The sequence below is a fragment of the Dissulfurirhabdus thermomarina genome (assembly GCF_012979235.1).
Lineage (GTDB): Bacteria > Desulfobacterota > Dissulfuribacteria > Dissulfuribacterales > Dissulfurirhabdaceae > Dissulfurirhabdus > Dissulfurirhabdus thermomarina.
This window is the reverse complement of sequence record NZ_JAATWC010000023.1, coordinates 1-785: the sequence shown is the minus strand read 5'-3', so window position 1 is coordinate 785 and position 785 is coordinate 1. Positions and strand designations below refer to the sequence as shown.

Here is a 785-nt window from a genome sequence, read left to right as displayed (position 1 = left end):
TCCTCGTAATCCGGGTCCTCGGCGTAGAGCTTCTCGAGCTCGCTGCGCGCCCGCCGGCGCTGGCCGAGGTCCTCATAGACCAGGGCCCGTTCGTACCGGAGCGCCCGGAGCAGCTCCTCGGAGCGGGCTTTCCTCCGGCGCAGGGCGCCCGTCAGAGTCTCCCGCGCCGCGTCCAGAAGCCCGAGCCCGCGCAGGGCCCTGGCCTTGTAGAGCAACAGCGCGGTGTGGACCGGCATCTCGTTCTCGATGCCTTCGGCCAACCGCACAACCTTCCGGCAGACGTTCTTCTCGCCCGGGCGGGCGTCCAACAGCAGCTCGGCGAGGGACAGCTTCACCACCACGTCGTCGGGTTCGAGCCGCTGCAGCCTTTCCAGGCAGGCAATCGCATCCTCCCAGCGCTCCTGACGCTGATAGACCTCCACCAGGCCCAACAGCACGCCGCGGAGATCCGGGTCCACATGCGCGGATACCTCGTCTGTGATGGGGAGGCTCATGGTGGCGGAGATGCCGTATTTGGAGAAGTAGCGGCCCAGACGGCTGTGCTTCTCGGCGGCCGTCGCCAGGTAGATCGCGGCTTCTTCCAGCCGGTCCTGCTTGAGCGCCAGGAAACCGGCAAGGTACGCGCCGTCGGCCAGGTGGACGGCCTTCTCGAGGTGTTCGAGGGCCTTCTCTTCGTTGCCGAGGACCAACTCCCGGCACCCGTCCACCAGGGCCTCCTCGTCGTCCGGCGTGATGAGCCGCTTGAAGAAACCCAGCGTCAGCCGGTCTTCCGGGCGGACCGTTGG

At 67.8% G+C, this 785-nt stretch carries 1 protein-coding gene; it reads right to left on the bottom strand.

The genetic code is table 11. The annotated features are described in order from the left end of the window. On the bottom strand, positions 1-785 hold a 785-nt coding region (locus tag HCU62_RS11560), incomplete at both ends, for a tetratricopeptide repeat protein (protein WP_169755675.1).